Origin of the sequence: Rhodoferax sp. WC2427, from assembly GCF_040822085.1 — a bacterium.
Taxonomy (GTDB): domain Bacteria; phylum Pseudomonadota; class Gammaproteobacteria; order Burkholderiales; family Burkholderiaceae_C; genus Rhodoferax_B.
Genome location: NZ_CP162006.1, coordinates 2,898,790 through 2,925,554, shown reverse-complemented (window position 1 = coordinate 2,925,554; position 26,765 = coordinate 2,898,790). Strand labels below are relative to the sequence as shown.

General features: G+C 64.3%; 21 protein-coding genes. 13 read left to right on the top strand and 8 right to left on the bottom strand.

Going from position 1 to position 26,765, the window contains the following annotated elements:
* Nucleotides 1–96: 96 nt before the first annotated feature.
* Both AB3G31_RS13830 and bktB read right to left on the bottom strand, forming a co-directional pair.
* Complete coding sequence (locus tag AB3G31_RS13830) at nt 97–660, bottom strand: MOSC domain-containing protein (RefSeq protein WP_367846659.1); 564 nt, start codon at nt 658–660, stop codon at nt 97–99.
* Between the two features lie 14 nt (nt 661–674).
* Nucleotides 675–1,859, bottom strand: a complete 1,185-nt coding sequence (gene bktB / locus AB3G31_RS13825; protein ID WP_367846658.1) for a beta-ketothiolase BktB — start codon at nt 1,857–1,859, stop codon at nt 675–677.
* Between the two features lie 126 nt (nt 1,860–1,985).
* Between bktB and AB3G31_RS13820 the strand changes: the two genes are divergently transcribed.
* The 3 genes from AB3G31_RS13820 to AB3G31_RS13810 all read left to right on the top strand — a co-directional run bounded on the left by AB3G31_RS13820 (nt 1,986) and on the right by AB3G31_RS13810 (nt 5,730).
* Nucleotides 1,986–3,884 carry a propionate--CoA ligase gene (locus AB3G31_RS13820; protein WP_367846657.1) on the top strand — a complete coding sequence of 633 codons (1,899 nt, stop codon included), beginning with the start codon at nt 1,986–1,988 and terminating at the stop codon, nt 3,882–3,884.
* 139 nt (nt 3,885–4,023) lie between these two features.
* Nucleotides 4,024–5,106: a PA0069 family radical SAM protein gene (locus AB3G31_RS13815; protein ID WP_367850351.1), complete on the top strand. Its 1,083-nt coding sequence runs from the start codon at nt 4,024–4,026 to the stop codon at nt 5,104–5,106.
* Between the two features lie 75 nt (nt 5,107–5,181).
* Nucleotides 5,182–5,730, top strand: coding sequence for a cytochrome b (locus AB3G31_RS13810; protein ID WP_367846656.1), 549 nt, complete (start codon nt 5,182–5,184; stop codon nt 5,728–5,730).
* A 67-nt stretch (nt 5,731–5,797) separates the two neighbouring features.
* Here the strand turns inward: AB3G31_RS13810 and AB3G31_RS13805 are convergent, their stop codons facing one another.
* Entirely contained in the window at nt 5,798–9,628 is a 3,831-nt protein-coding gene (locus AB3G31_RS13805) for a response regulator (RefSeq protein WP_367846655.1), read from the bottom strand.
* Nucleotides 9,629–10,197: 569 nt separating this feature from the next.
* On the opposite strand from AB3G31_RS13805, the gene AB3G31_RS13800 reads away from it, so the two are divergent.
* From AB3G31_RS13800 to AB3G31_RS13785, 4 genes are all read left to right on the top strand, one after another.
* Nucleotides 10,198–10,596: a VOC family protein gene (locus AB3G31_RS13800; RefSeq protein WP_367846654.1), complete on the top strand. Its 399-nt coding sequence runs from the start codon at nt 10,198–10,200 to the stop codon at nt 10,594–10,596.
* A gap of 81 nt (nt 10,597–10,677) precedes the next feature.
* Nucleotides 10,678–11,298, top strand: coding sequence for a tat (twin-arginine translocation) pathway signal sequence (locus tag AB3G31_RS13795; protein WP_367846653.1), 621 nt, complete (start codon nt 10,678–10,680; stop codon nt 11,296–11,298).
* 39 nt (nt 11,299–11,337) lie between these two features.
* Nucleotides 11,338–12,906: a GMC family oxidoreductase gene (locus AB3G31_RS13790; protein ID WP_367846652.1), complete on the top strand. Its 1,569-nt coding sequence runs from the start codon at nt 11,338–11,340 to the stop codon at nt 12,904–12,906.
* A gap of 61 nt (nt 12,907–12,967) precedes the next feature.
* Nucleotides 12,968–13,306 carry a ribbon-helix-helix domain-containing protein gene (locus tag AB3G31_RS13785; protein WP_367846651.1) on the top strand — a complete coding sequence of 113 codons (339 nt, stop codon included), beginning with the start codon at nt 12,968–12,970 and terminating at the stop codon, nt 13,304–13,306.
* 4 nt (nt 13,307–13,310) lie between these two features.
* Here AB3G31_RS13785 and AB3G31_RS13780 read toward each other — a convergent pair whose 3' ends face one another.
* Complete coding sequence (locus AB3G31_RS13780) at nt 13,311–13,946, bottom strand: GntR family transcriptional regulator (protein ID WP_367846650.1); 636 nt, start codon at nt 13,944–13,946, stop codon at nt 13,311–13,313.
* A 119-nt stretch (nt 13,947–14,065) separates the two neighbouring features.
* On the opposite strand from AB3G31_RS13780, the gene scpA reads away from it, so the two are divergent.
* The 6 genes from scpA to AB3G31_RS13750 all read left to right on the top strand — a co-directional run bounded on the left by scpA (nt 14,066) and on the right by AB3G31_RS13750 (nt 22,653).
* On the top strand, nt 14,066–16,222 hold the full coding sequence (gene scpA / locus AB3G31_RS13775; protein WP_367846649.1) for a methylmalonyl-CoA mutase: 2,157 nt from the start codon (nt 14,066–14,068) through the stop codon (nt 16,220–16,222).
* Entirely contained in the window at nt 16,219–17,211 is a 993-nt protein-coding gene (gene meaB, locus AB3G31_RS13770) for a methylmalonyl Co-A mutase-associated GTPase MeaB (protein ID WP_367846648.1), read from the top strand. The genes scpA and meaB overlap by 4 nt, the downstream gene beginning before the upstream one ends.
* A gap of 35 nt (nt 17,212–17,246) precedes the next feature.
* The gene (locus AB3G31_RS13765) at nt 17,247–18,779 is read left to right on the top strand and encodes an acyl-CoA carboxylase subunit beta (protein WP_367846647.1); all 1,533 of its coding nucleotides are present in this window, start codon (nt 17,247–17,249) and stop codon (nt 18,777–18,779) included.
* A 298-nt stretch (nt 18,780–19,077) separates the two neighbouring features.
* Nucleotides 19,078–21,138 carry an acetyl-CoA carboxylase biotin carboxylase subunit gene (locus AB3G31_RS13760; protein WP_367846646.1) on the top strand — a complete coding sequence of 687 codons (2,061 nt, stop codon included), beginning with the start codon at nt 19,078–19,080 and terminating at the stop codon, nt 21,136–21,138.
* A 10-nt stretch (nt 21,139–21,148) separates the two neighbouring features.
* Entirely contained in the window at nt 21,149–22,183 is a 1,035-nt protein-coding gene (gene bioB / locus AB3G31_RS13755; RefSeq protein WP_367846645.1) for a biotin synthase BioB, read from the top strand.
* On the top strand, nt 22,180–22,653 hold the full coding sequence (locus AB3G31_RS13750; RefSeq protein ID WP_367846644.1) for a VOC family protein: 474 nt from the start codon (nt 22,180–22,182) through the stop codon (nt 22,651–22,653). Before bioB ends, AB3G31_RS13750 begins: the two co-directional genes overlap by 4 nt.
* 66 nt (nt 22,654–22,719) lie before the next feature.
* Here AB3G31_RS13750 and AB3G31_RS13745 read toward each other — a convergent pair whose 3' ends face one another.
* The 4 genes from AB3G31_RS13745 to AB3G31_RS13730 form a co-directional block, all read right to left on the bottom strand.
* Nucleotides 22,720–23,898, bottom strand: a complete 1,179-nt coding sequence (locus AB3G31_RS13745; protein ID WP_367846643.1) for a two-component system response regulator — start codon at nt 23,896–23,898, stop codon at nt 22,720–22,722.
* 40 nt (nt 23,899–23,938) lie between these two features.
* Nucleotides 23,939–24,409 carry a molybdopterin-dependent oxidoreductase gene (locus AB3G31_RS13740; RefSeq protein ID WP_367846642.1) on the bottom strand — a complete coding sequence of 157 codons (471 nt, stop codon included), beginning with the start codon at nt 24,407–24,409 and terminating at the stop codon, nt 23,939–23,941.
* A 149-nt stretch (nt 24,410–24,558) separates the two neighbouring features.
* On the bottom strand, nt 24,559–25,200 hold the full coding sequence (locus tag AB3G31_RS13735; protein WP_367846641.1) for an RnfABCDGE type electron transport complex subunit B: 642 nt from the start codon (nt 25,198–25,200) through the stop codon (nt 24,559–24,561).
* Between the two features lie 5 nt (nt 25,201–25,205).
* A complete protein-coding gene (locus AB3G31_RS13730) occupies nt 25,206–26,603 on the bottom strand; it encodes a polyhydroxyalkanoate depolymerase (protein ID WP_367846640.1) in 1,398 nt (465 codons plus the stop codon).
* Between the last annotated feature and the right edge of the window lie 162 nt (nt 26,604–26,765).

Sequence of the window (26,765 nt, the reverse complement as noted above, 5' to 3'; positions counted from 1 at the left end):
GACCTGCACGATGCTACCCCATGGTCCTTTTGGGTGGGCGTGGTGAGCCTGTTATTTTTTGAAACAAAACCAGGGCGCTTCCAGCGCTGCGCCTGGTCATCGCCGTGCGCTCGCAAATGCCACCGCAATCGCCAGGCTTCGGCGGCCCGGCTCCAGCGTGAAGGCCTGGCCTGGCGCGATGCTGCCGGGCTGCACCACGGCCAGGTAAAACCCGCAGGCGCCGCTGCGCACCATGTCGCGTGCGGCACCGGCATAGCCCATCACGGCATTGAATTTGAAGCAGGGCTGGCGCGGCTCGGTGACACGCAGGCTGCAGTCGGGGAAATGCAGCCTGTCGCCCACCCACACCTGCGGCTCCAGCAGGCCGTGCAGCGTCAGGTTTTCACCCACAAAACCGGGCGGCAGGTCCTCGTCAAACAGGCTGACACCCTGGGCCTGCCGCCGGGCTTGCCAGAAGGCGTAGTGCTCGCCAGGATAGGCATAGACGGCCTTGTCCAGCCCGCCGTGCACGCTGAGGTCGGCCTGCTCGTCGCCTGCCAGCCCCATGCGGCCCACGGCCACCGGGCCCGCCACTGCGTGCTTGCCAATGCCCGACAGCACGCGCCGCCCACCGGCCATCAGCGGGCGGGCGGTGCCGATGTTGACGTGGGTTACCTGCACCCTGCCTGCACCGATCAGCAACGTTCGAAAATTGCCGCAATGCCCTGGCCGCCGCCGATGCACATGGTCACCAGCGCGTAGCGGCCCTGGATGCGTTGCAGCTCGTACAGCGCCTTGACGGTGATCAGCGCGCCAGTAGCCCCGATGGGGTGGCCCAGCGAAATGCCCGAGCCGTTGGGGTTGACCTTGGCCGGGTCCAGGCCCAGGTCGCGGCTCACCGCGCAGGCCTGGGCGGCAAAGGCTTCGTTGGCTTCGATCACATCCAGGTCTTGCACCGTCAGCCCGGCTTTTTGCAGCGCCAGGCGGGTGGCGGGCACCGGGCCGATGCCCATGTACTGCGGGTCCACCCCGGCATGGGCGTAGGCCACCAGGCGGGCCAGCGGCTGCAGGCCCCGGGCTTTGGCGGTGGCCGCGTCCATCAGCACCACGGCGGCAGCGGCATCGTTGATGCCCGAGGCGTTACCGGCGGTGACGGTGCCGTTTTCCTTGGCAAACGCGGGCTTGAGCTTGGCCATGTCGGCCATCGTCACGCCACTGCGGAAGTGCTCGTCGCTGGCAAACTGGGTGTCGCCCTTTTTGCTCTTCAGCACCACCGGCGTGATCTGGCTGGTGAAGTACCCGGCGGCGGTGGCGCGCTCGGCCCGGTGGTGGCTTTCGACCGCTAGCGCGTCCTGGTCTTCGCGGCTGATGCCCCATTTTTTGGCGATGTTTTCGGCGGTGACCCCCATGTGGATGTTGTGGAAGGGGTCGTGCAGCGCGCCGATCATCATGTCGGTCAGCTTGGCGTCGCCCATGCGCTGGCCCCAGCGGGCGCTGAGGGCGGCGTAGGGGGCACGGGTCATGTTTTCAGCGCCGCCACCGATGGCGATGTCGGTGTCGCCCAGCAAAATGCTTTGCGCCGCATTCACGATGGCCTGCAGGCCCGAGCCGCACAGGCGGTTCACGTTGTAGGCGGGTGTGCCTTCACCACAGCCACCCAGCACGGCGGCCGCACGCGACAAATACATGTCGCGCGGCTCGGTGTTGACCACGTGGCCAAACACCACATGGCCCACGTCGGCCCCCTCGGTCTGGGCGCGCAGCAGCGACTCGCGCACCACCTGGGCGGCCAGGTCGATGGGCGGGATGTCCTTCAGGCTGCCGCCGAAGGTTCCGATCGCGGTACGTACGGCGCTAACAACAACAACTTCGCGGGCCATGGAAATTCCTTGTAAAAGTAAGACAGATGGGAGGGGAGGGATGCCAGGGAAGGCTGTCAAAGTCAGTTTCCAGCCAGTTCTGCATTCATAATTATGAATGCAAATTCACACAAACCGGAGACAAATATGCAGGCGTATGCAGACTTTTACCAACGCTCCCTCAGCGAGCGCGATGCATTCTGGGGCGAGCAGGCCCGGTTGATCGACTGGCAGACCCCGCCCCAGCAGGTGTGCGATTACAGCAACCCGCCGTTTGCGAAATGGTTTGTCGGCGGCACCACCAACCTATGCCACAACGCGGTCGACCGGCACCTTGCAGACCGGGCCGACCAGCGGGCGCTGATCTTTGTCTCGTCTGAGACCGGCGAGGAAACCGTCTACACCTTCCGCCAGCTGCACGCCGAAGTGCAGCGCATGGCCGCCGTGCTGCTGGGCCTGGGTGTGGCCAAGGGCGACCGCGTGCTGGTCTACATGCCAATGGTGGCCGAGGCTGCGTTCACCATGCTGGCCTGCGCCCGCATTGGCGCCATCCATTCGGTGGTGTTTGGCGGCTTTGCCTCGGGCGCGCTGGCCTCGCGCATCGAAGACGCCGAACCGGTGGTGGTGGTCAGTGCCGATGCCGGTTCGCGCGGCGGCAAAGCCGTGGCCTACAAGCCGCTGCTGGACGAGGCCATCCGCCTGTCCAAGCACAAACCTAGCGCTGTGCTGCTGGTGGATCGCGGCCTGGTTGCTATGGATCTGGTAGCTGGCCGTGACCGTCTGTGGGGCGCAGAGCGGCAAAAACACCTGGAAACGGTAGTCCCCTGCGCCTGGGTCGATGCCACCCACACCAGCTACACCCTGTACACCAGCGGCACCACCGGCAAGCCCAAGGGCGTGCAGCGCGACACCGGTGGCTACGCGGTGGCGCTGGCCGCCAGCCTCCAGCACATCTACGGCGGCAAGCCCGGCGAAACCTTCTTCTGCACCAGCGACATCGGCTGGGTGGTGGGCCACAGCTACATCATCTACGGCCCGCTGATTGGCGGCATGGCCACCATCCTGTACGAGGGCCTGCCCACCCGGCCCGACGGCGGCATCTGGTGGAGCCTGGTTGAGAAGTACCAGGCCACGGTGATGTTCAGCGCGCCCACCGCCGTGCGGGTGCTCAAGAAGCAAGACCCGGCGCTGATGGCGAAATACGACCTGTCCAGCCTGCGCGCGCTGTTTTTGGCTGGCGAGCCGCTGGACGAACCCACCGCCACCTGGATCAGCCAGGCCCTGGGCAAGCCCATCATCGACAACTACTGGCAGACCGAAACCGGCTGGCCCATCCTGGCGCTGTGCAACGGCGTGGAGTCGGCCCCCACCAAGTTTGGCTCGCCGGGCAAGGCGGTGTACGGCTACAACGTCAAGCTGCTGGACGACTCCACCGGCGAAGAGCTCACCGGCCCCAACCAGAAGGGTGTGGTCGCCATCGAAGGCCCGCTGCCCCCCGGCTGCCTGCAAACCGTGTGGCGCGACGATGCCCGCTTTGTGCAAACCTACTGGTCCAGCGTGCCCGGCAAGATGGTCTACAGCACCTTCGACTGGGGTGTGCGCGATGCGGACGGCTACTTCTTCATCCTGGGCCGTACCGACGACGTGATCAACGTGGCCGGGCACCGCCTGGGCACCCGCGAGATCGAAGAAAGCATCGCCGCCCATCCGAATATCTCCGAAGTGGCGGTGGTCGGTGTGGCCGACGCGCTCAAGGGCCAGGTGGCCATGGCGTTTGCCGTGGTCAAGGACGCCAGCTTGCTGAACGACGATGCCGCCCGCGCCCAGCTCGAAGCCGAGGTGATGCGCATCGTTGACAAAGATCTGGGTGCCGTGGCCCGCCCGGCACGCGTCACCTTCGTCAGCGTGCTGCCCAAGACCCGCAGCGGCAAACTGCTGCGCCGCGCCGTGCAGGCCGTATGCGAAGGCCGCGATCCGGGCGACCTGACCACCATGGACGACCCGTCGGCGCTGCAGCAGATCAAGGAGCTGGTTGGTAAAAAATAGGGGCTTGCAATATACTGGATACTTAACCAGTATATTGCTATTGAATAAATAGCTTGTTGCGCTGATGGAATAAGCGCTGGAGGCCTATTTTGTTCATAATTTACCCAAGGGGCGGGGCATGACCGACGAGGTCGTCCCCATCCCCGAAACGGTCATTCCCATCAACGCCATCAAAGGCCGGGGCACGGCCACCCACCTGGCGCACCGCTTCAGCAGCGAAGACCGCGCCGCGTTTGACGACGGCTGGGGCACGCTGGAAGGCACCGAGCCGCGCGAACCCTTGGCCACGCAGGTCATTTTTGAAGACGCGCACAGCGCCATCACCCGCAACGACTCGCCGGACATTTATTTCGACTACGGCCTGAACCCCTACCGGGGTTGTGAGCACGGCTGCATTTATTGCTATGCCCGGCCCACGCACAGCTACCTGAACCTGTCGCCGGGGCTGGACTTTGAAACCAAGATCATCGCCAAGCGCAACCTGGCCGAGGTGCTGGCGCGCGAATTGGCCGCGCCCCGCTATGTGCCGCAGATGCTGGCCCTGGGCACAGTGACCGACGGCTACCAACCCATCGAGCGCGAGCTGCGCCTGACCCGCAGCGCCATTGCGGTGGCGCAGCGCTGCCACCACCCGCTGGCGCTGGTGACCAAGGGCAGCGGGGTGGAGCGCGACCTGGACCTGCTGGCCCCCATGGCGGCGCGCAATCTGGCGGCGGTGTACGTCACCCTCACCACGCTGGATGCCGCCCTGGCCCGCACGCTGGAGCCGCGTGCCGCCGCACCGCACCGCCGCCTGCGCAGCATCCGCGCCCTGGCGGACGCGGGCGTGCCGGTGGGCGTGAGCGTGGGGCCGCAGATTCCGTTCATCAACGACGACATGGAGCAGGTGCTGGCCGCTGCCTATGAGGCCGGGGCCCGCACCGCCTTCTACACCGTGCTGCGCCTGCCCTGGGAGGTGGCCCCGCTGTTTCGCCAGTGGCTGGAGCTGCACTACCCGCAGCGCGCCGAGCGGGTGATGGCCCGCATACAAGACATGCGCGGCGGCAAGGACTACAACGCCGACTTCGCCACCCGCATGAAGGGCAGCGGCCTGTGGGCCGACCTGCTGCGCCAGCGCTTCCACAAAACTTGCGCCAGGCTGGGCCTGAACCGCGAGCGCGTGGTGCTGGACGTGGGGCAGTTCCGGCCCGGGCTGCTGTCGGGGCAGGAGAGTTTGTTTTAACGGGGGGTCTGCAGGTCGGTGCCCCGCGTACTATGCTGCCTTTGGCCCGTCGCAACGCTTTACAGGGATTCTTTTATGCAATGGCGCAATGACACCCACCGCTACGGGGCCCTGACCATCGGGCTGCACTGGCTGATGCTGTTGCTCTTGGCAGCCGTGTACGCCTTTATGGAGCTCAAGGGTATCTTCCCCCGGGGCAGTGCCGGCCGGGCGGCGATGCAGAGCGCGCATTACATGCTGGGGCTGTCGGTGGGGGTGTTGGTGTGGGTGCGGCTGCTGGTGGTGGCCACTGGCGCCATGCCCCGGATCGTGCCGCCGCTGCCCAAAGCCCAAAGCCTGTTGGCCACGCTGATGAAGCTGGCGCTGTATGCCTTCATGCTGGCCATGCCGGTGCTGGGTTGGCTGATTTTGAGCGCCCGGGGCACTGCGATTCCCTTCTTTGGCCTGCACCTGCCCGCGCTGATCGGCCAGAGCAAAGAGACCGCCGGGTGGATCAAGGGGATCCACGTCACCCTGGCCAACGCGGGCTATTTTCTGATCGGCGGCCATGCGGCGGCGGCCTTGTTCCACCACTATGTGGTGCGCGACAACACCCTGCTGCGCATGCTACCCAAGCGGGATTGATATTGCTATTTATTATATAGCTTCTTGCGCTTATGGAATAAGCGCTGGCACTGTTTTTTATCTAAATTCAAACGACGTCTGGCTGGGCGGCATTCAGGGCTTTGAGTGCCGCCTCGAAGTCGTATTCGCCCATGGCACTGGCGACCGTGGCGTGGGCATCGCCCAGTGCGGCCTGTAGCAAGCTGCTGTGCTGCTGGAACAGCTCGGAGGCATCGGAGTCGTCTTCGGCCAGCAGGCTGCGCAATTGGAGCAGCACCGGCGCCAGCTGGGCCTGGTCCAATTCGGTCAGTGCGGCGGGAGCGGGCAGGGCGGCCTGCAGTGCGGCGACCAGCGCGGCCAGTTGGCTCTGCACGGGCTCCAGCAGGGCGGTGCAGGGCTGCCCTGCGTGGATGGCGGCTTCCAGCTGCCCGGCGGCGTCTTGCAAGGCGCTGGCACCGATGTTGCCCGCCACGCCCTTGAGGGTGTGGGCCAGGCGCTCGGCGGTGGCGCTGTCTGCGGCCTGCAGCGCCTCGGCGATCCACTGGGGGGCCTGCGCCTGGCCGGTGGTGAATTTGCGCAGCATGCTCAGGTACAGCGAATGCTTGCCCATCACCCGCTTGAGGCCCAGCGCGGTGTCCAGCCCCGCAATGCCTTGCGGGATGCCGGTGGCTTCGGCGCTGGCTGCCGGCATGGCGGACGGGGCCGCGGGTCGGGGCTGGCCCAGCACCTGGCCCAGCCCGTCCCGGGGGCGTATCCACTGGGCCAGCGCGCGCCATAGGTCGTCGGGCTCGATGGGTTTGGCCACAAAGCTGTTCATGCCCGCGGCCAGGCAGCGGTCGCGGTCGCTTTGCATGGCGTTGGCGGTCATGGCGACGATGGGCAGGTCGGGGTAGTGGCCCGTGGCCCGGATTTCCCGGGTGGCTGCCACGCCGTCCATCACCGGCATCTGCATGTCCATCAGCACCAGATCGTAGGCGGTCTGGCCGACCATGGCCACGCCGATCAGGCCGTTGTCGGCAATGTCCACGGTAAAGCCCGCGTCCTGCAGCAGCTCGGAGGCGACCTGCTGGTTCAGGTCGTTGTCTTCCACCAGCAGGATGTGGGCACCGAGCACCGGCGCCAGCGCGGCCATGGCGGTGCTGACGCCGGGGGGGCGCGCGCGGCGGTCCAGCGTGCGGGCGTGGCCCAGGGCGTTGACCATGGTGTCGAACAGCAGCGACGCGCCCACGGGTTTGAGCAGCACGTCGGTCACCTGGGCGGCGTGGGCGTTCTGGATGACTTCTTCGCGCCCGTAGGCGGTGACCAGCACGGTGTGCGGCGTGGGCTGCAGTTCGAGCGCGCGCAACCGGTGGATGGCTTCCAGCCCGTCCATGCCGGGCATTTGCCAGTCCATCATCACCACCTCGAACGGTGTGGCGTTGGCGGCCTGGGATTGCACCGCGGCAATCGCCTGGGCCCCGCTGGACACGGCATCTACCGCAAAGCCCATGTTCTCCAGCATGTGGACCAGCACGGTGGCGGCGGAGTCGTTGTCGTCCACCACCAGCACGCGCCGCCCGCGCAGGGTACCGCTGCCGGGCAGCTGCGGGCGGGCGCGGCGCTCGCCCAGGCCGAGTTGCGCGGTAAACCAGAAGGTGGAGCCCGCACCCAGCGTGCTCTCCACGCCCACTTCGCCGCCCATCAACGCGGCCAGGTTCTTGCTGATGGCCAGGCCCAGGCCGGTGCCGCCGTACTGGCGGGTGGTGGAGGTGTCGGCCTGGCTGAAGCTCTGGAACAGGCGGCCGATCTGCTCGGCCGTGAGGCCGATGCCGGTGTCGCGCACGGCAAAGCGCAGCAGCACCCCGCCATCGGTTTGCGCCTGCAGCCGCACGGTGAGGTGGATTTCGCCGTGCTCGGTGAACTTGATGGCGTTGGTGGTGTAGTTGATGAGGATCTGGCCCAGCCGCAGCGGGTCGCCCACCAGTTGCAGCGGCACGCTGGCGGGCAGGTCGCAGACCAGTTCCAGGCCTTTGGCCTGGGCCTTGTCGGCCACCACGTTGACCACGTTGGCCAGCACCTCTTCCAGGTCGAAGGCGGTGCGCTCGATTTCCAGCTTGCCAGCTTCGACCTTGGAGAAGTCCAGAATGTCGTTCAGGATGCCCAGCAGGTGCTGGCCCGACTGGCGGATCTTGCCCACGTAGTCGCGCTGGCGGGTGTCCAGGTCGGTCTTCAGGGCCAGGTGGCTCATGCCGATGATGGCGTTCATGGGCGTGCGGATTTCGTGGCTCATATTGGCCAGGAAGTCGCTCTTGGCCTTGCTGGCCTGTTCGGCGGCATCCTTGGCCTGGCGCAGCTCTTCGGCGGCGATGCGCTGCTCGGAGATGTCTTCATAGACCCACACCACGCCCTGGTGCAGGTCGTTCACGTCAATGGCCTGGCCGTAGGTGTGGACCCACAGGGCGCTGCCGTCCTTGCGCCGCAGTTCCACGTCGCTGGAGAACAGGCCACTTGACCGCATGGCCGCATTGACCCGGCGGCCCACGGCGGCCAGGTCTTCGGCGCTCAGGAACAGCTCTTTGGTGCCGCGCCCCACCAGGTCGCCCGCCGGGTAGCCAAACATGCGCTCCATGGCCGAGTTGCAGCGCTGGATGGTGTGGTTCACGGCAAATATGATGCCCAAGCTCACGGCTTCAAAGATCACCTGCTGTTCGCGCAGCGCCTGGGCCACCTGCTGCTCGCCCACCAACTGCTCGGCGCGCGTGTTTTGCAGGCTGCGGTGCATGGCGTACAGCGACTGCAGCAGGTGGCCGGTTTCGTTGCCAGGGTGGACGACAGCACCCGCCTGCTTTTCCAGGTCGGTGGCCAGGGTGCCTTCGGCCACCTGGCGGGCGATGTCCACGGCCTGCAGCAAAGGCCGGGTGATGGAGCGCGCGACCAGCGCCGCCAGCCCGACCAGAAACAGCGCCAGCGCCAATATTCCGGCGGCCAGGGCGTGCTGGGTTTGGGTCAGTACCTGCAGCCGGGTGTCGAGCTTGCGCTGCAGCGCGCGCAGCGCGGCATCGCTGAAGGCGGCCTGCGAGGACAAGATGTCGTTGAGCACCGCCAGGTCGGAGGCGCTGACGCGTTCCTTCTGGGTGCCACGGGCTATTTCCGGGTAGAGCCGGGGTTGGATCTGCTGCCAGTGCACGCGGTTCAGCAGCGGCTGGCTGAGCTCGGCATACAGCATGGGGTCGTCGCGGGTGGCCTTGTCCAGGGTGTTTTGCAGGCGGTCGAAGTCTTCGTTGATGCCACTGAGCAGGGTGACCAGCTGGGTGTTTTCTTCGGGGGTGACCTGGCTCTGCGCCTGCAGCAGCAGGATTTTGTCGCGCACCTTGGACAGGGATTCCAGCAGGTCCAGCGACTCGACCAGGGCCGCCCGCCCGAGCAGGTAGGTGGATCCCTGGGGGTCGAGGCTGAAGCCAAAGTCGTCGACCAATTGGTAGCGCATTTTCAGCAGCAGCAGGATGGCATTGCTGTGGGTGTCAAAAATCAGCCCGGGCTCGGCATCCGGGGTGTTCAGAATCAGCTGCAGGTAGTTCCATTGGGCCACCGTGTTGTTCCAGAGCAGCTCGACCTGGCTGGTCGCGATGCTGGGCAACAAGGCCTTGATCTGGTCCATGGAACGGTCGATCTGCGAGCGGGCCATCAGCATCGAGAGCGGTATTTCGGTGTCGCCCGTGTGCAGGCGCGCCGCCAGGGTGCGGTGCCTTTGCAGCAAGGTGATGGATTCCAGCACGGTACGCATCGGCTCCAGCCCCCGGTGCTCGCGTTCCAGCGACTGGATGGTGCTGCGGGACTCGCGCAAGTACAGCCACACCGGCGGGGCCAGCATCAACAGGCCCAGCACGCCCAGCAGGGCGAACTTGTGCCACAACTGCCAGCGGTTCAACCAGGTGCGCATGGTGTGGGGCGGGTGCGGGGAGGGAGGGACATGGCCAAGGGCAGCATGCTATTTATTCTATAGCTGGTTGTGCCGATGGGGTTTGCTCAAGACTGCCATATTCTTTAAATGCCAGGGTGCGCTGAAAGCCAGGTTGTTGACGGTGTGCTGCGTCGCGGCCACCCGCCCGCCGCAGGCCGGGACCTGGTCCGATGGCATGGCACAGCGGTGCGGTGGGTCGAGGTTAAACGGACGAGGACAGAGCTTAGCTGAAAAGACATTCAGTAACCATTTCTATGTACTGGCGAGCCCCGCTGCGCCCACTTGGCGTGCGCGGAATTCTTATAAGAAATATGCCGATTGTGCTTATTTATAAAGCATAAGGTGTTACAAAAAACCTAGCAAACGGTATGCCGAACGTCGGGCACCCAGGCTCAATCAGCCGCCGCTTAGGCTTATTGCGGCCGCACCACACTAGGGTTTCCGAGGGGGCTATTTCTGGGCCCTGGGCGCCGGGGATTTAGCCGTTTATTACCTGCCCCGGTGGCCGCAGGCCTAGAGTTAAAGCCTGTTCCATCCACGAGGCACGTATGGCCAAAATCATCCACAGCATGGTGCGCGTACTGCACCTGGAGGCATCCCTGAAGTTCTATGCCGACTGCTTTGGTCTGCAGCCCGCGCACCGGCTGGACTTCCCCGGCTTTTCCCTGGTGTACCTGCGCAATGCCGAGAACGATGCCGAGATTGAGCTCACCTGGAACCGCGACCGCACCGAGCCCTACACCCACGGCGACGGCTATGGCCATGTGGGCGTGTGCGTGGCCGATGCCGTGGCCGACCGGCAGCGGCTGCTGGCGCTGGGCTACAGCCCGCTGGACATCAAGGAGTTCAAGGCCGACGATGGCACGCTGATCGCCCGCTATTTCTTCATCCAGGACCCGGATGGCTACAAGGTGGAGGTGCTTGAACGCCACGGCCATTACCAGTAACCAGTAGCGCGCAACCGATTTCCCCCCCCAAAAAAGAGTCAGTGAGTCAGCCAAAAAAAATTACCCCATAAGGAGACAACGATGAAAGTCATCCCCATCACGCCCCTGGTCGACAGCTGCGGCGAAGACAGCGGCGAAGTGCCGCGCCAAAACATCCCCCTGACCCGGCGCAGCCTGTTGCGCGGCAGCGGCCTGCTGCTGGGCACGCTGGTGGCGGGCAGCACGCTGTCGCTGCTGGCGCCGTCCCGCGCCTGGGCGGTCGAGCTCACCACCCTGACCAGCGCCGAGGGCGCCACCCTGATGAAGATGGGCCGCGTGCTGTACCCGCACGCCAAGCTGCCCGACGCGGTGTACGCGCTGCTGTCCAAAGACCTGGATGCCGGTGCCGCCAAAGACCCGGCCAAGCTGGAGTTGCTGCGCAGCGGCATTGCCAGCCTGGACACGGCCGCGGGCGGCCAGTTTGCCAAGGCCAGCGCCGCCAAGCAGCTGGAGATCGTGAAAGGGTTGGAGGGCACGCCGTTTTTCGCCACCGTACGCGGCCAGTGCGTGACCTCGCTGTACGACAACGACATGGCCTTTGCCGTGCTGGGCTACCCCGGCTCGTCGTGGGAAAAGGGTGGCTACATCACCCGCGGGTTCCAGGATCTGAAATGGTTGCCAGCGCCCAGCCAAGAGGCCAGCCCGCCTCCGTGGTTCGGCTGATCTGTCGCGCGTGCAACCCCTACCTCAGAGGAAACCAAAATGACCAACATTGACTTCAATGACGACAGTGCCGTCGTCATCATCGGATCGGGCGCGGGCGGCGGTACGCTGGCGCACGAGTTATGCATCCAGGGCGTGAAAGTGGTGGTGCTGGAGGCGGGCGCGATGCAGTCGCAGTCCAGCTACATCAACGACGAGTGGAAGTCGTTTGGCCAGCTCGCCTGGCTGGACAAGCGCACCACCTCGGGCAGTTGGCGCATCGCCAAGGACTTTGCGGGCCTGCCCAGCTGGATCTGCAAAACCGTGGGCGGCACCACCACCCACTGGGCGGGTGCCTCGCTGCGCCTGCAAGACCACGAGTTCCGCGCCAAAACCCACTACGGCGAGCTGGCAGGGGCCAATTTGATGGACTGGCCCATCACCCTGCAGGAGCTGGAGCCGTTCTACGCCCGGGCCGAGGACAAGATGGGCGTGACCCGCACCAACGGCATCCCCGGCCTGCCGGGCAACAACAACTTCAAGGTGCTCCACGCCGGGGCCACCAAGCTGGGCTACAAAGAGGTGCACACCGGCAACATGGCCATCAACAGCCAGCCGCGCGACGGCCGGGGGCGCTGCATGCAGCTGGGCTTTTGCTTCCAGGGCTGCAAATCGGGGGCCAAGTGGTCTACCTTGTACGTGGAAATTCCCAAGGCCGAGGCCACCGGCAACCTGGACCTGCGGCCCCAGTCGCACGTCTCGCGCATCGAGCACAACGCCGAAGGCAAGGCCAGCGGGGTCGTCTACTTCGACAAGGACGGCAAGGAGCAGCGGCAAAAAGCCCGCATCGTCTGCGTGGCGGGCAACTCGATCGAAACGCCGCGTTTGCTGCTGCTGTCGGCCTCTACCCTGTTCCCCAACGGCTTGGCCAATTCTTCCGGCCAGGTGGGGCGCAACTACATGCGCCACCTGACCGGCACGGTCTACGGCGCCTTCAAGAACCCGGTGCACATGTACCGCGGCACCACCATGGCCGGCATCGTGCGCGACGAGGTGGTGCACAACACGAAGCGCGGCTTTGTCGGCGGCTACGAGATGGAAACTTTGTCGCTGGGTGTGCCCTTCATGGCGGCGTTCTTGAACCCCGGCGGCTGGGGCGCCGACTTCAGCTGGTGGATGGACCGCTACACCCACATGGCGGGCATGTGGATCGTGGGCGAAGACATGCCGCGCGAAACCAACCGCGTGACGCTCAACATGGATGTCAAGGACCAGTGGGGCAACCCCGTACCCAACGTGCATTTTGACGACCACGACAACGACCTCGCCATGCGCAGCCACGCCTTCACCCAGGGTGAGCGGGTCTACCAGGCGGCCGGGGCTATCCGCACCTTCCGCACGCCGCCGTACCCGTCTACCCACAACCTGGGCACCTGCCGCATGAGCGCCAACGCCCGCGACGGCGTGTGCAACAAATGGGGCCAGACGCACGACATCCCTAACCTGTTCATTTCCGACGGCAGCCAGTTCACCACCGGCGGGGCAGAAAACCCCACGCTGACCATCGTGTCGCTGGCCATCCGGCAGGCGGGCTACATCACCCAGCAAATGGCGCAAAAGGCCATTTAGTGCCATGCTGTGGGGCTGGCTTCGCAAGCTGGCCCCACTAAAAATAAAAGGAGACTGCCCCATGTGTTCCGTCTACGTCAGTGCCGACCCCATCCAGTACGAGGCCCGCACCCGCTCGCTGCGCATCCACAACGTGCTGACCACCATCCGGCTGGAAAACCTGTTCTGGGATGTGCTGGCCGAGATTGCCGGGCGCGAGGGCAAAACCACCAACCAGATGATCACCACCCTGCACGAGGAACTGACCGCCCTGCGCGAGGACAACGGCAACTTCACCTCGTTCCTGCGGGTGTGCTGCCTGCGCTACCTGTCGCAACCCGGGCGCGAGTTTGCGGTGTCCGAGCACCCGGCATTGATGCCGACGGTGCTGCCCGCAGCGCCCAGCCTGTTGCGCCACTAGGTTTTTAAGCGGCGGCCGCCAGTCCGTTCTGGAAGTGTTCCAGCATGCGCTGGGTGGCCACCGGCGCGTCTTTGGCCTCCAGGGCCTGCATCAGCGCGCGGTGCTCGCGCAGAGATTCCTGGATGCGGCCCGACTTGAGCAGGGAGTTGTGGCGGTTGAGCTTCATCACCTTGCGCAGATCGGCCACCATCTGGTCGCGCCAGCGGTTGTTGGCCACGGCCAGCAGGCGCATGTGGAAGCGCTCGTTGATGGCAAAAAACAGCTCGCGGTCATCCACGGCGGCTTCCAGTTCGGCATGGATGGCCTGCAAATCGGCCAGTTGCTCGGGCGTGGCGCGTGCGGCCACCACCCCGGCGGCGTCGGATTCGAGCAGGCCCAGCAGGTGGTACACGTCGGCCAGGTCGGTCTCGGACACCTCGGTCACGTAGGCGCCGCGCCGCACCTTCATGGTGACCAGGCCTTCGGTGGACAGCACCTTCAGGGCCTCGCGCAGGGGTGTGCGGCTGATGCCGTATTCCTCGGCCAGCTTGAGTTCGTCGATCCAGCTGCCGGGCTCCAGCGTGCGGTCAAAAATGCGCTGGCGCAGCAGCTCGGCTACTTCTTCGTAGAGTGCGCGGGGGGTTAGTGTTGTCACGGCCATATTCTAAATTCTACGCGACCCAAATAATTCTGAATTTATAATTATGGATGCATTAAACTCTGTTGCACCGCAGCAAAGCCCCGTCCAAAGCGCCTCAAAGCACCCGCAAAGTACCTGATATGAGCCACACAGACCCTGAATTCAGCCCCGCCAGCCTGGCGCAATGGGCCAAATCTGCCGCCAAATCGGCCCCTGGTGGCGACGTATCGGCGCTGGACTGGCACACGCCGGACGGCATCACCGTCAAGCCGCTGTACACCGCCGAAGACACCGCAGGCCTGCCGCACACCAACACCTTGCCCGGTTTCGAGCCCTATATCCGCGGCCCGCAGGCCACCATGTACGCGGTGCGCCCCTGGACCATCCGCCAGTACGCGGGCTTTTCCACCGCCGAAGAATCCAACGCCTTTTACCGCAAGGCCCTGGCCGCAGGCGGGCAGGGCGTGAGCGTGGCGTTTGACCTGGCCACCCACCGCGGCTACGACAGCGACCACCCGCGGGTGACCGGCGACGTGGGCAAGGCGGGCGTGGCCATCGACAGCGTGGAGGACATGAAGATCCTGTTCGACCAGATCCCGCTGGACAAGGTCAGCGTATCCATGACCATGAACGGCGCGGTGCTGCCGGTGCTGGCGGGCTACGTGGTGGCCGCCGAAGAGCAGGGCGTTTCGCAAGACCAACTCAGCGGCACCATCCAGAACGATGTGCTCAAAGAGTTCATGGTGCGCAACACCTACATCTACCCGCCCGCGCCCAGCATGCGCATCATTGGCGACATCATCGAGTACACGGCGCAGCACATGCCCAAGTTCAACTCGATCTCGATTTCGGGTTACCACATGCAGGAAGCCGGGGCCAACCAGGCGCTGGAGCTGGCCTTCACCCTGGCCGACGGCAAGGAATACGTCAAAACCGCGCTGGGCAAGGGCCTGGACGTGGACGCGTTTGCGGGCCGCCTGAGCTTCTTCTGGGCCGTGGGCATGAACTTCTACCTCGAAGTGGCCAAGATGCGCGCCGCCCGCCTGCTGTGGTGCCGCATCATGAAAGGCTTTGACGCGAAAAGCCCCAAGAGCCTGATGCTGCGCACCCACTGCCAGACCAGCGGCTGGAGCCTGACCGAGCAAGACCCGTACAACAACGTGGTGCGCACCACCATCGAGGCCATGGCGGCAGTGTTTGGTGGCACCCAAAGCCTGCACACCAACAGCTTTGACGAAGCCATCGCCCTGCCCACCGAGTTCAGCGCGCGCATCGCCCGCAACACCCAGCTCATCATCCAGGAAGAAACCCACATCACCAGCGTGATCGACCCCTGGGCCGGTAGCTACATGATGGAAAAGCTCACCCAAGACATGGCCGACGCCGCCTGGAAGATCATCGAAGAAGTCGATGCCATGGGCGGCATGGTCAAGGCCGTGGACAGCGGCTGGGCCAAGCTGAAAATCGAAGCCGCCGCCGCCGACAAGCAGGCGCGCATCGACAGTGGCAAGGACGTGATCGTCGGGGTCAACAAGTACAAGCTCAAGACCGAGGACGCGATCGAAACCCGCGACATCGACAACGTAGCGGTGCGCGACGGCCAGATCGCCCGCCTGCAAACTATCAAGCAAAAACGCGACTCTGCGCTGGTGGAACAAGCGCTGGCAGCTATCACTTCTGCAGCAAACAGCGGTGAAGGCAACCTGCTGGCCCTGAGCATCAACGCCATCCGCGCCCGCGCCACTGTGGGCGAAGTCAGCGATGCGCTGGAAAAAGTCTATGGCCGCCACCGTGCCGACACCCAAATGGTCACCGGTGTCTACGCCGCCGCCTACGACAGCGCCGAAGGCTGGGAAGCCCTGAAGGGCGAGATAGCGGCGTTTGCCGAGCAAGAAGGCCGTCGCCCCCGCGTAATGGTCAGCAAACTCGGCCAGGACGGCCACGACCGGGGTGCCAAGGTCATTGCCACCGCCTACGCCGACCTGGGCTTCGACGTGGATATGGGCCCGCTGTTCCAAACCCCCGAGGAATGCGCCCGCCAGGCGATTGAGAACGACGTGCACGCTGTGGGTGTGAGCACCCTGGCCGCCGGCCACAAAACCCTGGTGCCCGCCATCATTGCCGAGCTCAAGAAGCAGGGCGCGGACGACATCATCGTTTTCGTCGGCGGCGTGATCCCCCGGCAGGATTACGAGATGCTGTATGAGGCCGGGGTAAAAGGCATCTACGGTCCCGGCACGCCGATTCCAGCGAGCGCGAAAGATGTGCTGGAGCAAATCAAGAAGGCGTGCCGGTGAACCCAGCCCAGCTGGTGCAGGCGGTGCGTACCGGCGATGCCGCCGTGCAGCGCCGCGCCATCGCCAAGTCCATCACCCTGCTCGAATCCACCCGCGCCGACCACCGCGCGCAGGCGGATGAGCTGCTGACGGCCTTGTTGCCGCACACCGGGCAATCATTTCGCTTAGGGATCAGCGGCGTGCCGGGCGTAGGCAAATCCACGTTTATCGAGGTGCTGGGCCTGTATTTGATCGGCCTGGGCCACCGCGTGGCGGTACTGACCATCGACCCGTCCAGCACGGTGTCGGGCGGCTCCATCCTGGGCGACAAGACGCGCATGGAAATGCTGTCGGTGCACCCCCAGGCCTACATCCGCCCCAGCCCCAGCAGCGGCACGCTGGGCGGCGTGGCCGAGAAGACCCGCGAGGCCATGCTGGTCTGCGAGGCGGCGGGCTACGGCGTGGTGATCGTGGAAACCGTGGGCGTGGGCCAGAGCGAAACCGCGGTAGCGGGCATGACCGACATGTTTGTGCTGATGCAGCTGCCGAATGCGGGCGACGACCTGCAGGCCATCAAGAAAGGCGTGATGGAGCTGGCCGACCTGGTGGTCATCAACAAGGCCGACATCGACCCCCTGGCCGCCCAGCGCGCCCAGCTGCAAATAACAGCCGCCATGCAGTTGCTGGGCCTGTTCACCGCCCACGACGATACGCATTGGCGGCCCCAGGCCCTGCAGCTCAGCGCGCTGGCGGGCAAGGGCATCGACAGCTTCTGGGCCGCCGCCCTGCAATTCCAACACCTGCAGACCACTAACGGCCTGTGGAGCAACCGCCGCCAGCAGCAGTCGCTGGCCTGGATGTGGGAACGCGTGGACGCGGGCCTGAAGCTCGCGTTTCGCCAGCACCCGCAGGTGCAAGCCCTGTTGCCGCAGATGCTGCAAGAGGTGGTGGCAGGGCGTCTCGCCGCATCCACCGCAGCACGAAATTTACTGCAAGCCCAATATACATAAGCACAAGCAGCTATCAATAACGGAGTAAAAAACCCATGCAAGACATCCTCGAACAGCTAGAAGCCAAACGCCAGCAAGCCCGCATGGGCGGTGGCCAAAAGCGCATTGACGCGCAGCACGGCAAGGGCAAGCTCACGGCCCGCGAACGCATCGAGCTGCTGCTGGACGAGGGCACGTTTGAAGAGTGGGACATGTTTGTCGAGCACCGCTGCACCGACTTTGGCATGGCCGACAACAAAATCCCCGGCGACGGCGTGGTCACCGGCTACGGCATGATCAATGGCCGCCTGGTGTTTGTCTTCAGCCAGGATTTCACCGTGTTTGGCGGCGCCCTCAGCGAAGCCCATGCCGAGAAAATCTGCAAGATCATGGACCAGGCGATGAAGGTGGGCGCACCCGTCATTGGCCTGAACGACTCGGGCGGCGCGCGCATCCAGGAGGGCGTGGCCAGCCTGGGCGGCTATGCCGACGTGTTCCAGAAGAACGTGATGGCCAGCGGCGTGATCCCGCAGATCAGCATGGTGATGGGCCCCTGCGCCGGTGGCGCGGTGTACAGCCCGGCCATGACCGACTTCATCTTCATGGTCAAGGACAGCAGCTACATGTTTGTCACCGGCCCCGAGGTGGTCAAGACCGTGACCCACGAGGAAGTGACCGCCGAGCAACTGGGCGGCGCCATCACCCACACCACGCAGAGCGGCGTGGCCGACCTGGCGTTTGAAAACGATGTGGAAGCGCTGCTGATGCTGCGCCGCCTGTACAACTACCTGCCGCTGAACAACCGCGAAAAAGCTCCGGTGCGCAAGAGCGGCGACCGCGCCGACCGCATGGACTTCAGCCTGGACACCCTGGTGCCCGACAACCCCAACAAGCCCTACGACATGAAGGAGCTGATCGCCAAGACCGTGGACGACGGCGACTTCTTCGAGATCCAGCCCGAGTACGCCAAAAACATCGTCATCTGCTTCGCCCGCATGGAAGGCCAGACCGTGGGCATCGTGGCGAACCAGCCGCTGGTGCTGGCCGGTTGCCTGGACATCAAGAGCTCCATCAAGGCGGCGCGCTTTATCCGCTTCTGCGATGCCTTCAACATCCCCGTCATCACCTTCGTTGACGTGCCCGGTTTCATGCCCGGCACCAGCCAGGAGTTTGGCGGCATCATCAAGCACGGTGCCAAGCTGCTCTACGCCTACGCCGAGTGCACGGTGCCCAAGGTCACCGTCATTACCCGCAAGGCCTACGGCGGTGCCTACGACGTGATGGCCTCCAAGCACCTGCGCGGCGACGTGAACTTTGCCTGGCCCAACGCCGAAATCGCGGTGATGGGTGCCAAGGGCGCGGTGGAAATCATCTTCCGCGAAGACAAGGGGGACCCGGCCAAGCTGGCGGCCAAAGAGGCGGAATACAAAGCCCGCTTTGCGAATCCGTTTGTGGCCGGTGCCCGGGGGTTTATCGACGACGTGATCTTGCCGCACGAGACGCGCAAGCGGATTTGCCGGTCGCTGGTGATGCTGGCGAGCAAGAAGGTGGAGAACCCTTGGCGCAAGCATGGGAATATTCCGCTGTGATCTGTGCAGTGCGTTGTGGGGGTGACCGGAGCGGGCTGTCTGGACGCTTTGCTACGTGTCCCCCGGCCTGCGGCCTCCTCCTTTACCTTCGCAAAACGTCCAGACAGCCCTCTCCGAAACGGGCGTGCGGGGTGCTGTTAGCGGGTCGAACAGCCAGCACCCTCGTAGCGACGGGCGCGGTGTGCCTGTCGCAGCGAGGTAAAGGAGGAGCCCGCAGGGCGGGGGACACGAGCGGAGGCTGGCACACCGCGGCCGTTGCGGATTTAGCCCCCATGAATTCAAAAAATAGGACAAGACCATGTTTACCAAAATCCTGATTGCCAACCGTGGCGAGATCGCCTGCCGCGTCATCCTCACCGCCCGCAAAATGGGCATTAAAACCGTGGCCGTGTACTCGGATGCCGACAAGGAAGCCCGCCACGTGGCGCTGGCCGACGAGGCCGTGCACATCGGCCCCGCGCCCAGCCGCGAAAGCTACCTGCAGGCCGACAAGATCATTGCCGCCTGCAAGGCCACCGGCGCGCAGGCGGTACACCCCGGCTACGGCTTCCTGAGCGAAAACGCCGGGTTTGCCAAGCGGGTGGAAGAAGAGGGCATCGTCTTCATCGGCCCCAAGCACTACTCCATCGCCGCCATGGGCGACAAGATCGAGTCGAAAAAGCTGGCCGGTGCCGCCGGTGTGAACTGCATCCCGGGCGTGAACGACGCAATTGAAACCCCCGAAAAGGCGGTCGAAATCGCCAAGGGCATCGGCTACCCGGTGATGATCAAGGCCAGCGCGGGCGGCGGCGGCAAGGGGCTGCGGGTGGCCTTTAACGACAAAGAGGCCTTTGAAGGCTTCACCAGCTGCCGCAACGAGGCCCGCAACAGCTTCGGCGACGACCGGGTGTTCATCGAAAAGTTTGTCGAAGAGCCGCGCCACATCGAAATCCAGCTCATGGGCGACAGCCATGGCAATGTGATTTACCTCAACGAGCGCGAGTGCTCCATCCAGCGCCGCCACCAGAAAGTGATCGAAGAAGCGCCGTCGCCCTTCATCACCGACGCCACCCGCAAAGCCATGGGCGAGCAGGCGGTGCAGTTGGCCAAGGCCGTCAAGTACCAGAGCGCGGGCACGGTGGAGTTTGTGGTGGGCAAAGACCAGAGCTTTTACTTCTTGGAAATGAACACCCGCCTGCAGGTGGAGCACCCGGTCACCGAATGCATCACCGGGCTGGACCTGGTGGAGCTGATGATCCGCGTGGCGGCGGGCGAAAAGCTGCCGCTGACCCAGGAGCAGGTGCAGCGCAATGGCTGGGCCATCGAGTGCCGCATCAACGCCGAAGACCCGTTCCGCAACTTTCTGCCCTCCACCGGCCGCCTGGTGCGCTTTCAGCCGCCCAAAGAAACCATGTTTGCCTCTGACACCGACCACTGGCACGGCGTGCGGGTGGACACCGGTGTGCAGGACGGCGGCGAAATCCCGATGTTCTACGACTCGATGATTGCCAAGCTGATCGTGCACGGCACCGACCGGCTGGACGCGATTGCCAAGATGCGCGAAGCGCTGAACGGCTTTGTGATCCGCGGTGTGGGCAGCAATATCCCGTTCCAGTCGGCGCTGCTGGCGCACCCCAAGTTTGTGGCGGGTGACTTCAACACCGGCTTCATCGCCGAAAACTATGCGGCGGGTTTCCACGCCGAAGACGTGCCGCACGACGACCCCGACTTTCTGGTGGCCCTGGCCGCCTTTGTGCACCGCCGCTACCTGCAGCGCGCCAGCGGCATCAGCGGCCAGGTGGCCGGGCACGAGTTTGAAGTGGGCGAGGCCTTTACCGTGGTGTCTTTGGGCGCGGGCGGCAAGACCGTACAAACCCCGGTGACCGTGGTCGATTTTCAAGAAAAAACAGGCTCCAGCGCTGTATCCATCGGCACAAGCAGCTATCAGTTTTGCAGCAATGCGCGTTTGGGTGCGGTGCGCATCCACGGCACCTGCAACGGTACGGCGTTCGCCGCCCAGGTGGAGCGCGGCGGCACCGGCGGGGCCAGCAAGAACCCGTTGGCGCTGCGCATTGCCCACAATGGCCGCCAGCTCGATGCCCTGGTGCTGACCCCCCGCGCCGCCGAGCTCTACACCCTGATGCCGTTCAAGGCGGCCCCTGACATGAGCCGCTTTGTGCTGTCGCCGATGCCCGGTTTGCTGGTCGATGTGGCGGTGGTGGCAGGCCAAAAAGTGCAGGCCGGTGAGCGGGTTGCGGTGATCGAGGCTATGAAGATGGAAAATGTGCTGTTTGCCATCAACGATGGCGTCGTAGATGCCGTGTTGGCCACTAAGGGAGAATCGCTCTCTGTAGACCAACCCATCATTCGATTCACATAACAAAAACCGTATGAATACTTCGACCCTTGAAAAGCCCGTCACCCTGCACCGCCCAGCGCCCAAGCCTGTCGCCAACGCCGAAGAGCGCTGGCCGCTGGCTGCTGTGGAGGCGCTGTTTGAGCTGCCGTTTCTGGACCTGATGCACCGCGCGCAAACCGTGCACCGCGAAAACTTCCCCGCGGGCGACGTGCAGCTGTCCACCCTGCTGTCCATCAAGACCGGCGGCTGCCCGGAAGACTGCGGCTACTGCCCGCAGTCGGTGCACTACGACACCGGCGTCACCGCCACCAAGATGTTGGGCGTGGACGTGGTGGTGGCGGCGGCCAAAGCCGCCAAAGAAGCCGGTGCCACCCGCTTCTGCATGGGTGCGGCCTGGCGCAGCCCCAAAGACCGTGACGTGGACAACGTGGCCGAGCTGGTCAAGGCCGTCAAAGCCTTGGGCATGGAAACCTGCGCCACTTTAGGCATGCTGGAAGACGGCCATGCCGCCCAGCTGCGCGACGCCGGCCTGGATTACTACAACCACAACCTCGACACCGCCCCCGACTTCTACGGCGACATCATCGACACCCGCGTCTACCAGGACCGGCTGGACACCCTGGACCGCGTGCGCGGCGCGGGCGTGAAGGTCTGCAGCGGCGGCATCGTCGGCCTGGGCGAAACCCGGGCCCAGCGCGCCGGACTGATCGCCCAGCTGGCCAATCTGCAGCCTAGCTACCCCGAATCCGTGCCCGTCAACAACCTGGTGCGCGTGGAGGGCACGCCGCTGGCCGACACACCGCCGCTGGACCCGCTGGAATTTGTGCGCGTGATCGCCGTGGCCCGCATCACCATGCCCACCACCCGCGTGCGCCTGTCCGCAGGCCGCCAGCAGATGGGCGAAGCCGTGCAGGCCATGTGCTTCATGGCCGGTGCCAATTCCATCTTTTACGGCGACAAGCTGCTGGTTACCGGCAACCCCGATGTGGAAGCCGACCGCAGCCTGCTCACCAAGCTCGGCCTGCCCACCAGCGGCATGCTGGCCCAGGGCTGCACACCGCAATGACCCGCCCGTTCAAGGTGCTGGGCATCCAGCAAATCGCCATCGGCGGCCCCGACAAACAGCGCCTGCGCACCCTGTGGGTGGACATGCTGGGCCTGGAGGTTACCGGCAACTTCGTCAGCGAGCGCGAGAACGTGGATGAAGACATCTGCGCCATCGGCAGCGGCCCGTTCAAGGTCGAGGTCGATCTGATGCAGCCGCTGGACCCGGAGAAAAAGCCCGCCGTGCACACCACCCCACTGAACCACGTGGGCCTGTGGATCGACAACCTGCCGGTGGCGGTGGAGTGGCTCACCGCGCAAGGCGTGCGCTTTGCCCCCGGCGGCATCCGCAAGGGCGCGGCGGGGTTCGACATCTGCTTTTTGCACCCCAAAGCCAGCCCGGAATTTCCGATTGCCGGGGAGGGTGTGCTGGTGGAAATGGTGCAGGCACCGCCCGAAGTGGTGGCGGCCTTCGCCAAGCTGGCGGGCTGATTAGCTATTGATTTAGTAGCTGCTTACGCTTTATCTATAAGCGTAAGCGCCCTAAAACATTCAAAATCAGCCGACGGTTCCTACCGGGTGCCGGTTGGTCAGGTCCACCGCCATGCGGAACACCTCCGAGGCGGCTTCGCCGTCGTCGTCGGCAAAGTCGATGGCGATGGTGCGGAACTGCGCTTCGATGGCCTCGAACGCGTCCACGATGTCCGGATCGAAGTGCGAACCGCGACCTTTCAAAATGATGGCGCTGGCCTCGTCGTGGCTGAAGGCGCGCTTGTACACCCGCTTGCTGATCAGCGCGTCGTACACGTCGGCCAGGGCCATCAGCCGGGCCGATATCGGGATCGCGTCGCCGTGCAGGCCCATGGGGTAACCCGTGCCATCCCACTTCTCCTGGTGGCACAGGGTGATTTCCTTGGCATAGCGCAGGAACGGCATCTCGTGGCCTTCTTCCTCCTCGGCGTGCACCAGCGCGGCATGGCCCAGCGTGGTGTGGGTCTTCATGATTTCGTACTCGTCATCGTCGAGCTTGCCGGGCTTGAGCAAGATGCGGTCGGGAATGCCCACCTTGCCGATGTCGTGCAGCGGTGCCGACTTGTACAGCGACTCGATCGCCTCGTTGGTCAATTCCGACGCAAAGCGCGGGTGGTATTTCAGCTGGATGGCCAGGGCCTTGACGTACTTTTGCGTGCGGCGCAGGTGGTTGCCGGTTTCGTTGTCTCGGGTTTCCGCCAGCAGCGCGATGGCACGTACCGTGATGTCCTGGATGGCAACGATCTCGCGGGTGCGCTTTTGCACCTCCTGCTCCAGGTAACGGCTCTGGTTTTGCAGAAAGTCGCGTGCCAGCTTCAGCTCGATGTGGTTACGCACCCGGGCCATCACCGTGGCCGGGCTGATGGGCTTGGTGATGTAGTCCACCGCGCCCATGTCGAGGCCAATTTTTTCGTCTTCGGTGGCGCTCATGGCGGTGAGAAAAATCACCGGGATATCGGCCGTGCCCGGGTCGGCACGCAGGCGGCGCAGCACCTCGTAGCCGTCCATGTCGGGCATCATGATGTCGAGCAGGATCAGGTCGGGCTTGCCGTCGGCACTGGCGATTTTCAGGGCCCGTTCACCGCTGGGGGCCAGTTTGACGCGGTAGTCGGTGCGCAGCAGGCTGCTCATCAGCGAGAGGTTGTCCGGCGTGTCGTCTACCACCAACACCGTGCGCTTTTCGCCCGGGTCCAATGGGTTGCTCATGGTGTGGTGTCCTGAATCTAAGAGGCCAGTGGAAGCCGGACTACTGCACTTTCAAGCTGCTGAGTTGCCACGCCGACCGGTTGTAGTACATCTCGGTACGCAACTCGGCTGCCGTGTCAAACGGGTAGACGATGAACAGCGGACCCTTTTCGCGGATCGACATGGGTTTGTTGTCCAGCAGATGGGCCACGATGGGATTGAACCTGGTGGCATCGTCGAACGGAATGTCGGTTTTGTAGTCGTTCAGCGCCACCGCCACAATTTTGCTGCCCTTGGCCCCGGCAGCGGCCAGCACGTCGCGCAACAAGGGGCCGGTAAAGGTCACGGGCTTGGGGTACCAGGGGGTTTGGGTGGTGAATGTCTTTTGCGGCAGTTTTTCCAGCATCGCCATGTCAAAAACGGCCGTGGCGCCGTTGTTGGCCTGGGACACTGCGCCGCTGATGGTCAGCACGACTTTGCCAGCAGGCTTGTCCAGCGCAAACGCTGCGGCGCTGCAAAACGCTACGGCCATAAGCCCAATCCGTGCGGTGCGCATTGAAATTGGCATCCTAGTTCCCCGTGTTGTACGACGAAACGTCGCATTTTGTTACGGGCAACTATAGCAAGGGATGGTCCTCAAGTGTCGGATACCTGTAGATTTCCTGCGGCACCACAGCCTGCTCAGGCCGAAGGCGGGGCGCGCTGGGCCCGGGCGCGTGCCAAAGCGGCGGCTATGGTGGCTTTTTTGGGGTCGGTGGGGGCGGTCGCTGGCAACTGGCTGGCTGGCGGATGTGCAGGCAGCGGGCGCGCAGCCAGGCTCAGGCGTTCGCGGTGCTGGGCATAGCGCTGGCGGGCGTGCTCGGCCTGCGGCGGGGACCACGCACTCCAGCCGGTGCGGCTGTCGCTGGCATTGACCATCTGGATGCAGTCTACGGGGCACACCGGCAGACACAGTTCGCAACCGGTGCAGTGCAAGGGGATCACGCTGTGCATGCGCTTGTTGCTGCCAAAGATGGCATCGGTCGGGCAGGCGGCGATGCACAGGGTGCAGCCTATGCACCAAGCTTCGTCGATGACGGCCACGGACCGTCCGGCTTCGATGCCAAAGTCGGGGTTCAGGGGGAGGGCGGGTTGGCCGGTCAGGGCCGCCAGCTTTGCAATGCCCTCGGCACCGCCGGGCGGGCACTGGTTGATAGGGGCCGTGCCCTCGGCAATTGCCTGGGCGTAGGCCGCGCAATCCGGGAAGCCGCAGCGCGTGCACTGCGTCTGCGGCAAGGCGGCATTGATGCGTGCCGCCAGCCCGGATGCGGTTGAAACCGGCAACAGGATCAGGCCTTGTGCTTGGCGGATTTTTTGACCGGCAGTTTGGCCGAGGCGTGCGGCGTGCTTGCCGCTGCTTCGGCCATCGCCACCACGGGTACGGGGGCGGCAGGGGCTGCGGGGGCGGCCACTGTCACGGTGCCGGTGTTGTGCGCCTTGATGAAGGCCTTGACCTCGGGGTACACCACATCGCGCCAGCGGCGGCCGCTGAAGATGCCGTAGTGGCCTGCGCCTTCGGCTTCGATGTGCCGTTGCTGCTGCGTCGGGATGCCGCTGCACAGGTCGTGTGCGGCTTTGGTCTGGCCCGAGCCGGAAATGTCGTCCAGTTCGCCTTCGACCGTCAGCAAGGCGGTGTTGGTGATGTCTTGCGGCTTGACCAACTCGACCGTACCGTCCACACCGCGCACGTTCCAGGTGCCGTTGACCAGCTTGAAGTCCTGGAAGACGGTGGCGATGGTTTCCAGGTAGTAGTGCGCGTCCATGTCCAGCACGGCGTTGTATTCGTCGTAGAACTTGCGGTGCACTTCCACGCTCACGTCGTCGCCCTTGACCAGGTCCTTGAAGTAGTCGAAATGGCTCTTGGCATGGTGCTGCGGGTTCATGGCCACAAAGCCGGTGTGCTGCAGGAAGCCAGGGTAGACCTTGCGGCCCGCGCCGGGGAAGCTGGCGGGCACCTTGTAGATGACATTGTTTTCAAACCACTCGTAGCCCTTGTTCATGGCCAGGTTGTTGACCGCGGTGGGCGACTTGCGCGCGTCGATGGGGCCACCCATCATGGTCATGGTCAGCGGGGTCAGGTCGCCGCGCGAAGCCATCAGCGACACGGCGGCCAGCACCGGCACCGTGGGCTGGCAGACGCTCATCACGTGGCAGTTGCCGTAGATGCCCTGCAGGTGACGGATGAACTCCTGCACGTAGTTGACGTAGTCGTCCAGGTGGAATTCACCTTCGCTCAAGGGCACCAGACGGGCGTTTTTCCAGTCGGTGATGTAGACCTTGTGGTCCTTGAGCATGGTTTTGACGGTGTCGCGCAGCAGCGTGGCGTAGTGGCCGGACAGCGGGGCCACGATCAACACCGCGGGCTGGCCCTTGAGCTGGGTCAGGGTGTGGAGGTCGTCGGTGAAGCGCTTGAAACGGCGCAACTCGCAAAACGGCTTGTCGATTTCGACACGCTCATGGACGGCGACCTGGGTGCCGTCCACTTCGATGGTTTGCAGGCCAAAGGTGGGCTTCTCGTAGTCTTTGCCCAGGCGGTACAGCAGGTCGTAACCAGCGGACACGCGTTGCGACATGGCGTTTTTGCCCAGTGGCGAGAGCGGATTGCTGTAGAGCTTGGAGGCGGCTTGCGCAAAATCAGCAAACGGCTCCATCAATGAGCGTTGGGTTTCGTAGATTTGGTAGAGCATGGCGGCCTAAAACGTGGGATGAACGAGAGAACGAATGTTGCAGTGCAATATAGCAGTGGATTGGTGTAATAAATTGGAGTGATAACACCAATGTGGAGCGCAAGATTACCCGTAATGGGGAGGAAATTGCACGAAATCAGGAGCTTTGTGCCCCCTTTGTAA

What these genes read in the sequence shown, in the direction of transcription:
- AB3G31_RS13730 (WP_367846640.1), bottom strand. Translation starts at nt 26,603, where the DNA reads ATGCTCTACCAAATCTACGAAACCCAACGCTCATTGATGGAGCCGTTT.
- AB3G31_RS13795 (WP_367846653.1), top strand. Translation starts at nt 10,678, where the DNA reads ATGAAAGTCATCCCCATCACGCCCCTGGTCGACAGCTGCGGCGAAGAC.
- AB3G31_RS13780 (WP_367846650.1), bottom strand. Translation starts at nt 13,946, where the DNA reads ATGGCCGTGACAACACTAACCCCCCGCGCACTCTACGAAGAAGTAGCC.
- AB3G31_RS13760 (WP_367846646.1), top strand. Translation starts at nt 19,078, where the DNA reads ATGTTTACCAAAATCCTGATTGCCAACCGTGGCGAGATCGCCTGCCGC.
- AB3G31_RS13820 (WP_367846657.1), top strand. Translation starts at nt 1,986, where the DNA reads ATGCAGGCGTATGCAGACTTTTACCAACGCTCCCTCAGCGAGCGCGAT.
- AB3G31_RS13810 (WP_367846656.1), top strand. Translation starts at nt 5,182, where the DNA reads ATGCAATGGCGCAATGACACCCACCGCTACGGGGCCCTGACCATCGGG.
- AB3G31_RS13805 (WP_367846655.1), bottom strand. Translation starts at nt 9,628, where the DNA reads ATGCGCACCTGGTTGAACCGCTGGCAGTTGTGGCACAAGTTCGCCCTG.
- AB3G31_RS13740 (WP_367846642.1), bottom strand. Translation starts at nt 24,409, where the DNA reads ATGGCCGTAGCGTTTTGCAGCGCCGCAGCGTTTGCGCTGGACAAGCCT.
- bktB (WP_367846658.1), bottom strand. Translation starts at nt 1,859, where the DNA reads ATGGCCCGCGAAGTTGTTGTTGTTAGCGCCGTACGTACCGCGATCGGA.
- AB3G31_RS13745 (WP_367846643.1), bottom strand. Translation starts at nt 23,898, where the DNA reads ATGAGCAACCCATTGGACCCGGGCGAAAAGCGCACGGTGTTGGTGGTA.
- AB3G31_RS13765 (WP_367846647.1), top strand. Translation starts at nt 17,247, where the DNA reads ATGCAAGACATCCTCGAACAGCTAGAAGCCAAACGCCAGCAAGCCCGC.
- AB3G31_RS13800 (WP_367846654.1), top strand. Translation starts at nt 10,198, where the DNA reads ATGGCCAAAATCATCCACAGCATGGTGCGCGTACTGCACCTGGAGGCA.
- AB3G31_RS13790 (WP_367846652.1), top strand. Translation starts at nt 11,338, where the DNA reads ATGACCAACATTGACTTCAATGACGACAGTGCCGTCGTCATCATCGGA.
- bioB (WP_367846645.1), top strand. Translation starts at nt 21,149, where the DNA reads ATGAATACTTCGACCCTTGAAAAGCCCGTCACCCTGCACCGCCCAGCG.
- AB3G31_RS13750 (WP_367846644.1), top strand. Translation starts at nt 22,180, where the DNA reads ATGACCCGCCCGTTCAAGGTGCTGGGCATCCAGCAAATCGCCATCGGC.
- AB3G31_RS13785 (WP_367846651.1), top strand. Translation starts at nt 12,968, where the DNA reads ATGTGTTCCGTCTACGTCAGTGCCGACCCCATCCAGTACGAGGCCCGC.
- scpA (WP_367846649.1), top strand. Translation starts at nt 14,066, where the DNA reads ATGAGCCACACAGACCCTGAATTCAGCCCCGCCAGCCTGGCGCAATGG.